At 72.8% G+C, this 9,500-nt stretch carries 9 protein-coding genes; 6 read left to right on the top strand and 3 right to left on the bottom strand.

Translation table 11 applies throughout. From position 1 onward, the window contains the following. Positions 1–194 precede the first annotated feature (194 nt). The 4 genes from ACFVU9_RS44805 (at position 195) to ahcY (ending at position 4,470) form a co-directional block, all read left to right on the top strand. A complete protein-coding gene (locus tag ACFVU9_RS44805; protein WP_329928842.1) occupies positions 195–377 on the top strand; it encodes a Trm112 family protein in 183 nt (60 codons plus the stop codon). A gap of 108 nt (positions 378–485) precedes the next feature. Beyond that, a complete protein-coding gene (locus ACFVU9_RS44800) occupies positions 486–1,736 on the top strand; it encodes an SIS domain-containing protein (protein WP_380442015.1) in 1,251 nt (416 codons plus the stop codon). Between the two features lie 38 nt (positions 1,737–1,774). Then, positions 1,775–2,749, top strand: a complete 975-nt coding sequence (locus ACFVU9_RS44795) for a cation diffusion facilitator family transporter (protein ID WP_380442012.1) — start codon at positions 1,775–1,777, stop codon at positions 2,747–2,749. 272 nt (positions 2,750–3,021) lie between these two features. Next, positions 3,022–4,470 (top strand): adenosylhomocysteinase, encoded by a 1,449-nt coding sequence (gene ahcY, locus ACFVU9_RS44790; protein WP_380442009.1) that lies wholly within the window; start codon positions 3,022–3,024, stop codon positions 4,468–4,470. Between the two features lie 72 nt (positions 4,471–4,542). Here ahcY and ACFVU9_RS44785 read toward each other — a convergent pair whose 3' ends face one another. Together ACFVU9_RS44785 and ACFVU9_RS44780 are read right to left on the bottom strand one after the other, a co-directional pair. Continuing rightward, positions 4,543–5,580 (bottom strand): hypothetical protein, encoded by a 1,038-nt coding sequence (locus ACFVU9_RS44785; protein ID WP_380442006.1) that lies wholly within the window; start codon positions 5,578–5,580, stop codon positions 4,543–4,545. Next, positions 5,577–6,089 carry a SigE family RNA polymerase sigma factor gene (locus ACFVU9_RS44780; RefSeq protein ID WP_380497277.1) on the bottom strand — a complete coding sequence of 171 codons (513 nt, stop codon included), beginning with the start codon at positions 6,087–6,089 and terminating at the stop codon, positions 5,577–5,579. Before ACFVU9_RS44780 ends, ACFVU9_RS44785 begins: the two co-directional genes overlap by 4 nt. 119 nt (positions 6,090–6,208) lie before the next feature. On the opposite strand from ACFVU9_RS44780, the gene ACFVU9_RS44775 reads away from it, so the two are divergent. Beyond that, positions 6,209–6,844 (top strand): hypothetical protein, encoded by a 636-nt coding sequence (locus tag ACFVU9_RS44775; protein WP_380497278.1) that lies wholly within the window; start codon positions 6,209–6,211, stop codon positions 6,842–6,844. Positions 6,845–6,852: 8 nt separating this feature from the next. Here ACFVU9_RS44775 and ACFVU9_RS44770 read toward each other — a convergent pair whose 3' ends face one another. After that, positions 6,853–7,800, bottom strand: coding sequence for an RDD family protein (locus ACFVU9_RS44770; protein ID WP_387603742.1), 948 nt, complete (start codon positions 7,798–7,800; stop codon positions 6,853–6,855). A 295-nt stretch (positions 7,801–8,095) separates the two neighbouring features. Between ACFVU9_RS44770 and ACFVU9_RS44765 the strand changes: the two genes are divergently transcribed. Next, complete coding sequence (locus ACFVU9_RS44765) at positions 8,096–9,100, top strand: stage II sporulation protein M (protein WP_380441998.1); 1,005 nt, start codon at positions 8,096–8,098, stop codon at positions 9,098–9,100. Positions 9,101–9,500 lie beyond the last annotated feature (400 nt).

The raw sequence follows: 9,500 nt of genomic DNA, 5'->3' as shown, positions 1-9,500 counted from the left end.
GCGTCGAACGCCGCGGCCGTCGCACCGCTGAAGCCGACCGGGGCGCCGAAACCGAAGGCGATCCGCCACGTCCGCGAGCGGGCGGGGGTGCGGACGGAGACCTTGGCGGGGGTGGGGGCGCGGCGCGGGGGGGGGGGGGGGCTCCCCCGCGCCCCCCCCCCCGCCGCGCCACCTCCCGACTCTTGGAGAGCCCCTTGAAGCTCGAATCCTTCCTGCTGGAGATCCTGGTCTGCCCGCAGTGCCGGGCCGCGCTCGCCGAGGCCGGCACCGAGGAGCAGCCCGAGCTGGTCTGCACCGGTACGGACTGCGGCCTCGCGTACCCGGTCCGCGACGGCATTCCGGTCCTCCTGGTGGACGAGGCCCGCCGCCCGGCCTGATCCTTGGGGGCGAAGCCCCGCACCGCCAGCTCAGCGCCCCGCCAGTCCAGCGCACCGCCAGCCCAGCGCCCCCAGGACCGCAGCCGACCGCAGCCGGAGGACCGCCGCATGCTCGACGACACCCTGCTCGACGACCCGGCCGCCCTCCAGCGCGCCGACCGCGACCGCGCCCTGCTCGCGCTGGCCGGCTCCGGCGCGCGGGTGCGCACCGCGCTGCGGCTCGCCGACGCGGCCGGCCTCGACCGGCTGCGGCCCGACGGCCGCCCGCGCGCCGTCCTCGTCGCCGGGCACGGCAGCGCCCTGACCGCGGGCGAGATCCTCGCCGCGCTGGCCGGCACCGGCAGCCTCGTCACCCCGCTGCCGCCCGCCGACGCCACCGCCCCCCGCGCCGACCGGGCTGGCGCCCCGCCCGTCTTCACCGCCGGGCTCGGCTGGCAGCTGCCCGGCTGGGCCGGACCGCTCGACCTGCTGGTGATCAGCTCCGCCGACGGTGACGAGCAGGGCCTGATCGGCCTCGCCGAGCAGGCCTACGCGCGCGGCTGCGCGATCGTCGTCACCGCGCCCGAGGGCAGCCCGCTCGCCGCGGCGGCGCTCCAGGTGCGGGCCCTTCCGCTCCCGTACGTGCCGTCCGCGCGGCCCGAGGACGAGCCGCCGGCCGAGCGCGCCGCCGAGCCGGACCTGCCCGCCGAGGACCCGGGTGCGCTGTGGGCCCACCTGACCCCGATGCTCGCGCTCGCCCAGAAGATCGGCGTCACCCAGCTGCCGTACGACGCGCTCCCGGCCACCGCCGACCTCCTCGACGCGTCGGCCGTCCGCTGCCGCCCAGACGCCGCCGCCTACACCAACCCGGCCAAGGGCCTGGCCGCCAGGCTGGCCGGGACCGTCCCGCTGCTGTGGGCGGAGGGGGCCGTCGCCGGGGCCGTCGTCACCCGCTTCGCCGCGCAGCTGGCCGACCGGGCCGGCCGCCCGGCGCTGCCCGGACTGCTGCCGCAGGTGCTCACCGCGCACCGGGGCATGTTCACCGGCCAGCTGGGCGCGGGCGCCGACCCGGACGACTTCTTCCGCGACCGCGTCGACGAGCCGGACCCGCTGCACCTCCAGGTCCTGCTGCTGCGGCACGTCCCGGGCACGCCCGGTGGCCCGCTGGACGAGGACGAGGGCCCGGCCGAGGTGCCGGAGGACGACGAGGGCCCGCGCGCCTTCGGCGTCTCCCGGGCGCACCGCCTCGCCGCCGCCCACGACGTCCGGCTCACCGAGTACGCCAGCGCCCGGCCCGAGCCGCTGCACGCGCTCGCCGACCTCGTCGCGCTGACCGACTTCGCCGCCGTCTACCTGGGACTCGCCGCCGCGCAGTCGTAGGGAGCAGGCGCGGGAGAGGCGCACGCTACGGTGAGCGCATGAGTGCAGAGGGTGGGACGAAAGCGCTGATCGCGGCGCTGTCGGCGAACCTGGCGATCGCGGTGGCCAAGTTCACCGCCTTCGGCTTCACCGGGTCGTCGTCGATGCTGGCCGAGGGCGTCCACTCGGTGGCCGACTCCGGCAACCAGGTGCTGCTGCTGATCGGCGGCAAGCGGGCGCGCCGGGCGGCCGACGAGGAGCACCCGTTCGGGTACGGCCGCGAGCGCTACGTCTACGGCTTCCTGGTGGCCATCGTGCTGTTCAGCGTCGGTGGCCTCTTCGCGGTCTACGAGGGCTGGCACAAGGTGCGCCACCCGGAGGCGCTGGACTCCTGGGGCTGGGCCGTCGGCGTGCTGGTGTTCGCGATCGCGATGGAGGGCTGGTCCTTCCTCACCGCGATGCGCGAGTCGGCGAAGGCCAAGGGCGGCCAGGGCTGGGTGCAGTTCATCCGCACCGCGAAGGCGCCGGAACTGCCCGTGGTGCTGCTGGAGGACACCGGCGCGCTGATCGGCCTGGTGCTCGCGCTGCTCGGCGTGTCGCTCACCGTGATCACCGGCGACGGCGTCTGGGACGGCGTCGGCACCCTGTGCATCGGCGTCCTCCTGGTGCTGATCGCCGTGGTGCTCGCTCTGGAGACCAAGTCGCTGCTGCTCGGCGAGTCCGCCGACCGCGAGTCGGTGGCCCGCATCCGCGCGGCCCTGGTCGACGGGGACGCGGTCACCGGCGTGATCCACATGCGCACGCTCCACCTCGGCCCCGAGGAACTGCTGGTCGCCGCCAAGATCGCGGTCAACGCGGAGGACAGCGCCGCCCGGGTCGCGGCCGCCATCGACGCCGCCGAGGAGCGGGTGCGCGCGGCCGTCCCGATCGCCCGGGCGATCTACCTGGAGCCGGACGTGTACAGCGCGGCCAAGGCCGCGGCCGGAGCCGACCCGGCGGCCACGCCCGGCGGGCCGGGCCCCGAAAATCCGTAACCGGGAACGGCCGGTGGGTCACCGGTGTAGATTCGTCACCAGAGCCAGAACGTCGCTGCTGATGGCGGTCGATCGGCGGTCCGCACCCGTAGGGTGTGCCCCGGTCGAGGGAGAGAGGTCCTCCGACGGTTTGTGCTGCGCACAGGGAGCCGGTCCGGTACAGCGGGCCCGGCCGCCCCGGCGTGGCCGTGCACCCTCGTACGGCACCGCCGCGCTGCGACGCACACCCAGGACCTTGGCCTTGCCCCACCCCATCAGCGAGGAGCAGACGCATGTCGACCGACATCACCGGTGACTTCAAGGTCGCCGACCTTTCCCTGGCGCCGTTCGGCCGCAAGGAGATCCAGCTCGCCGAGCACGAGATGCCCGGCCTCATGTCGATCCGCGCCGAGTACGCGGCGTCGCAGCCGCTGGCCGGCGCCCGCATCACCGGCTCGCTGCACATGACCGTGCAGACCGCGGTGCTGATCGAGACCCTGACCGCGCTGGGCGCCGAGGTCCGCTGGTGCTCGTGCAACATCTTCTCCACCCAGGACCACGCGGCCGCGGCCATCGCGGTCGGCCCGGAGGGCACCCCGGAGAACCCGCAGGGCGTCCCGGTCTTCGCCTGGAAGGGCGAGACGCTGGAGGAGTACTGGTGGTGCACCGAGCAGGCGCTGACCTGGCCGGACGGCAAGACCCCGAACATGATCCTGGACGACGGCGGTGACGCCACCCTCCTGATCCACAAGGGCGTCGAGTTCGAGAAGGCCGGTGCCGCTCCGGACCCGTCCACCGCGGACAACGACGAGTTCCGGATCATCCTGGAGCTGCTGAACCGCACCCTGAAGGACACCCCGAACAAGTGGACCGAGGTCGCCGCCACCATCAAGGGCGTGACCGAGGAGACCACCACCGGTGTGCACCGGCTGTACGAGATGCACCGTGACGGCCAGCTGCTGTTCCCGGCGATCAACGTCAACGACTCGGTGACGAAGTCGAAGTTCGACAACAAGTACGGCTGCCGCCACTCGCTCATCGACGGCATCAACCGCGCCACCGACGTCCTGATCGGCGGCAAGGTCGCCGTCGTCTGCGGCTACGGCGACGTCGGCAAGGGCTGCGCGGAGTCGCTGCGCGGCCAGGGCGCCCGTGTCATCGTCACGGAGATCGACCCGATCTGCGCGCTGCAGGCGGCGATGGACGGCTACCAGGTCGCCACGCTGGATGACGTCGTCGAGACCGCCGACATCTTCATCACGACCACGGGCAACAAGGACATCATCATGGCCTCCCACATGGCCCGGATGAAGCACCAGGCGATCGTGGGCAACATCGGCCACTTCGACAACGAGATCGACATGGCCGGTCTGGCCAAGCTCGACGGCGTCGTGAAGACCGAGGTCAAGCCGCAGGTCCACGAGTGGCGCAAGGCCGACGGCCGGACGATCATCGTGCTGTCCGAGGGCCGTCTGCTGAACCTGGGCAACGCGACCGGTCACCCGTCGTTCGTGATGTCCAACTCCTTCGCGAACCAGACGATCGCGCAGATCGAGCTGTTCACGAAGACCGAGCAGTACCCGATCGGCGTGTACGTGCTGCCGAAGCACCTGGACGAGAAGGTCGCGCGTCTGCACCTGGACGCGCTGGGCGTGAAGCTCACGACCCTGACCCAGGAGCAGGCCGACTACATCGGCGTCCCGGTCGAGGGCCCGTACAAGGCGGAGCAGTACCGCTACTGATGCGGTGACAGTCGTACGCCGGTGGCCGGCACCCCCCCGTGGGTGCCGGCCACCGGCGCGTTCGGACGTCCGTCAGCGGATGACGTCGGTCGTCCAGGTCGACGGGTCGACACCGGTGGGGTGCACCATCCGGGTCAGGCCCTCCAGGCCACCGAACTTGTCGAGCAGCGGCTTGCTGCCACCTTCGGTCGTCGCGCAGATCTGCAGACCCTGCTCCTCCCGGCAGACCGTTTCGGACTTCCCGAACTCCAGCTTGCCCGCGGGGGCCACGATGAAGGCGATGGTCATCTCGCCGACGGAGAAGGCGGCTCCCGCACTCCACGGCTGCCCGGCCGCAGGACGGCTCAGATCGGCCTGGCTCGGCCGGAGGCCCTCCGGCAGTCCCGACAGCCAGAACGGCAGCGCGGCGGGCCACTCGCCGGTCTGGACGTCGGCCGCGATCCGGAGCAGCACGTCGTCGGGCACCTCGCCGCCGCGCGGGCGGTTCGACACCAGCTGCGCCCAACGGCCGGAAGCGGTCTGCCAGCACAGGATGCGCCGACCGCTGTCGAACGTCGGATGGGTCGGATCGGTGATCCAGTACGCGGTCCGGCCGTTGACGGGGGGCGCCGGGTCCTTCTCCGGCTTCGACTGCGATGTCTCGGTCAACCGGGGCTCGGCACCGGCCGGATGGACGAGGAGGTCCAGCCGCCGCCCCGACGGGCCGCCCTGGCCGGCCTTGGTGACGACCGTCGATCCGTCCGCCAGGTACCCGACGTCGCGAGCCGGGTCCAGCCAGTCGGGGAGCCAGCCGAACCTGCCGCTGATGATCAGCGGATTGGTGGGGCTGCCGACCGGCTCGCCGGGGGTGGGGGCCGCGGATTCCCGGGGAGTGCCGGCGGGCAGCAGTTGGGTCGCGTGCAAACCCCCTCCGGGCGCCAGCAGGAGGGCGGCCGTGACCGTGGCCGCTGTCATGGCGGCCAGCGCGCCGACCGCCGCCTGGCGCCGGCGGCGCAGGCGGGCCCGTCCCCGGGAGATGGACGTCGCGACGTCGAAGGCCGCTGGTGGGGCCGGCGCGTCGGCCAGGGCCGTCAGGTGGGCGGCCAGCTCGTCGTGATCGTTGATGGTCATGGCGTCCTCTCTGCGACGGCGGGGCGGGCGACGAGCCTGGTCCTGAGGGCGTCCAGGCCGCGTGAGCTCTGGCTCTTCACGTTGCCGGGGGAGCAGCCCAGGGCCTCTGCGGCCTGGTCGACGGTCAGGTCGCAGTAGTAGCGCAGGACGACCGTGGCGCGCTGGCGCGGCGGCAGTGCCGCCAGGGCCTGGCGGAGGTCCAGCGAGGCGTCCAGGTCGATGCTGTCGGCGACGGCATCGGGCGTGGTCTCCCGGCGGACCGTGCGGCGCCACCACGAGGTGCGCTGCTCGCCGAGGAACACGTTGACCAGCACCCGCCGGGCGTAGCCGTCCAGGTTCTCCACCTGCTTGGCCCGCGACCAGTTCACGTACAGCTTGGTGATGGTCTCCTGCACCAGGTCGTCGGCCCGGTGCCAGTCCCCGCACAGCAGATAGGCGACCTTCCGCAGCCAGCCGCTCCTGGAAGCCACGTACTCCGTGAACTCCGCGTCGTGTGTCTGCTTCGCCATCCGCACCCCCCTTCGTCGTGTCGGCGGCGTCTCTCCCGCGCCGTCCGCCTCCCTAATGCGGGCACTGCTCCGGAAGGTTGCATGCCGACCGGTCGGAGGCGTCCACGTAGGCTTCGGGCATGCCCAACGGCCGGTACTCGCTCCACGACACCCATGACCACGTGCTGCTCGGCGAGGAGCGGTTCAGCTGCGCTCCCGGGCCGGCCGGCTGGCGGTACGTCTCCAAGACCTACGCCCCGGACGGCCGGGTGACCGGCACCGTCGACCTCACGCTGGACTCGCGCGCCCGGCCGCTGCGGATGGAACTGCGGGCGGGCGGGTGGCAGGTCCGCGGCGGGGCGGTGGACGGGGTGGCCTGGGTGCGTACGGACGCGGCCGACCCGGGCGGCGAGCACGCGGTGGAGGGGCACGACCGGGCCCACGGGTTCACCGGGCGCTCGCCGGCCTTCCTGGTCGCGACCGCCCGCCTGCTGCGGCTGCGGGAGGGGGCGAGCGCCCGGGTGCGGCTGGTGGCGTTCACCGAGCCGGTGCTGGCGCCGCGCACCTTCGACCAGGGCTGGTTGCTGGAGGGGACCGACACGCACGACACGGATTCCGGTCCGCTGCTCGTCGAGCGGTACCAGGTGGCGGACCTGGAGACCGGGGAGCAGCAGGTGGTGCACCTCGCCGGGGACGTGGTGCTGTCGGCGGACGGGATCGAGCTGGAGGAGCTGGAGTCGCCGCCGAACGCCTGGCCGGTGGAGTTCGGGGGGTAGGCCGCGGGTCAGGCGGGTGGGGCGAAGCCCATGTCGTTGGGCTGGGGGGTGGCGGCCGGTGCCGGCGGCGCTGGCGGTGCCGGTGGTGCGGTCAGCGGGGCGGGGCCTGCGGGGGCCGCCGCGGGCATCGACGGCTGCGGGGTCTGAGGGCCTTGGGAGGTCGGCGGGGCCTGTGGGGCTGCCGTCGGCCGGTAGCCCTCGGCGCGCGTCCACTCCCGACGCTGACGTTCGGTGAGCACGGCGCCGAGGTAGGCGGCCGGGTGCACTCCCGGCGGCACGTCGTGGGACGTCCTGGCCGCGAGGTCGGCGGCCAGCCTGGCGGACAACTGGTGCGCCACGGCCTGGTCCAACTGGCCTATCCGTCCCAGTAGTTGGCGGATCGCGAGCCACAGCGGCTCGGGGACGGCCGACAGGTCCATCGCGCGGAGCTCGTGCCCCATCGACTGCAGCAGCTGCGGGTGCACCGGTGGCAGGGCGACCGCCGTCCCGCCGCCGCCCGGGGCGCGCTCGCGGACCACCAGCGTCCCGGCGAAGATGTCGCCCAGCCGCTTGCCCTCCGAGTTCACCACCGAGCAGATCACGGCGGGCGCGCCGCTCAGCGTGATCAGCTCGAAGAAGCCGGTCAGGCCGCGCACCAGCGCGTGCCGGAACCGCACCGGACCGCCGTCGCCGCGGACCACCCGCAGACCGAGCGCGGCCTTGCCGAGTGAACGGCCGTGGCTGAACGTCTCGACCATCACCGGCACGCCGACCAGGAAGAACACCATCAGCCCGAGCAGGATGGCGGTCAGCGCGGCGCCGTCGAGGCCCGAGAGGGCGACGCTGAGGACCAGCGAGGTGATCAGCAGGCCGGCGAACTCCACGGCCAGGTCGAGCGCGACGGCCAGCGCCCGGCTCGGAAGCTTCGCCGCGCGCAGGTCGAGGACGACCGCCTCGCCGGTCACCAGGTCGCTCAAGACACCCGTCCGTTCACGCTCGTCGAGGTCGCGGAGGCGGATGGACGCCGTGGCGCGGGACATCCCGGACCGGCCCCCGCGACCCACCTGCTGCCGTCCGATCCGCAGTCGCCAACATACGGCGCCCGGCGCTCGGACGGGAAGTGAGATCCCGGGGGCCACGGCGTCGGTCCGTCCTGGCATGCTGGGCCCGCACGTGTCCGTACGTCTTCGCCCGCCCGACCTGCCCGACCGCCCCGCGTGTGTGCGGCCGCCCCGTGCGCCCCGCGCCTCGCGTCGACCATGGAGCCGCCGCATGGACCTGGACGTCTTCGTCGCCACCCACCAGGGGGAGTGGAACCGGCTGGACGCCCTCGCCCGCAAGCGCCGGCTCAGCGGGGAAGAGGCGGACGAACTGGTCACCCTGTACCAGCGGGCCACCGGCCACCTGGCCAAGGTGCAGGCCGCCGCGCCCGACCCGACACTGGTGAGCCGGCTGACCGCGCTGGTCTCCCGCGGGCGGGCCGCCGTCACCGGCACCCGCAGCAGCGGTTGGCGGGACGTGGCGCGGTACTACACGGTGAGCTTCCCGGCGGCCCTGTACCGGTCCCGCCGGTGGTGGCTGCCGATCGCGGTCGTCTCGCTGGTCGCCACCGCGGTGATCGCCTGGTGGGTCGCCAACCACCCCGAGGTCCGCAACAGCCTCGCCTCGCCCGAGATGCTGCGCCAGATGACCCGCCCCGGCGGCGAGTACGAGGCGTACTACTCGGACCGCCCCGCGAGCTCGTTCGCGGCCCAGGTCTGGACGAACAACGCCATGGTCGCCGTCAAGTGCCTGTTGTTCGGGATCGCGCTGGGCATCCCCGTGATCTTCGTGATGTGGTCGAACGTCCTCAACCTCGGCGCGGGCATCGGCCTGATGGCCTCGGCGGGCCGACTCGACGTCTTCCTCGGCCTGCTCATCCCGCACGGCCTGCTGGAGCTGACCGCCGTCTTCGTCGCCGGCGGGCTCGGCATGCGCCTCGGCTGGACGGTGATCGACCCGGGTCCGCGCACCCGGACGACGGCGCTCGCGGAACAGGGCCGTTCCATCATCGGCATGGCCATCGGCATGGCGACGGTGCTCGCGGTCTCCGGCATCCTCGAAGCCTTCGTGACCCCGTCGGGCCTGCCCACCTGGGCGCGCATTTCGATCGGCGTCGTCGCGGAGACCGCCTTCCTGCTCTATGCCCTGGTGCTCGGGAAGAAGGCCGCGGCGGACGGCGAGACCGGAGACCTGGACGCGGCCGACCGGGCGGACCTTCAGCCGGTCGCCGCGTGAGGCGGATGTGATCACCAGGCCTCTGACCTGCTACTCTTCTCGCATCCCGGCCGGACCATTGACGTGGCCCCGGTGGGCTAGTAGGTTTGAACGGTTGGGACTGACTGGACAACGGTCGGGCCCGGGCGTTAGTGTCTACGACACCGCCGAATCGAGGCGAGCGCGTTTCACGAAATGCGCGCCCTCCGACGAAGCAAATCCCGCGAACTGCGCAGTACGAAAGCTTTGATAAGCTTCGGAGCGAAGTTGCAGGAAATCCCCCCAGTGGGAATCGGATGAAAGAAACTCCGGGAAAACGGAGCGGAAAACATCTGGTAAGCTGGAAACACGAAAGAACGAAGCGCCCGGAGGGCCCGCTGGAAGGCGGCTCGAAGGAAGCGTCCGTTCCTTGAGAACTCAA

Source organism: Kitasatospora sp. NPDC057936 (assembly GCF_042887525.1).
Taxonomy (GTDB): Bacteria; Actinomycetota; Actinomycetes; order Streptomycetales; family Streptomycetaceae; genus Kitasatospora.
This window is presented reverse-complemented; position numbering and strand designations above follow the sequence as displayed.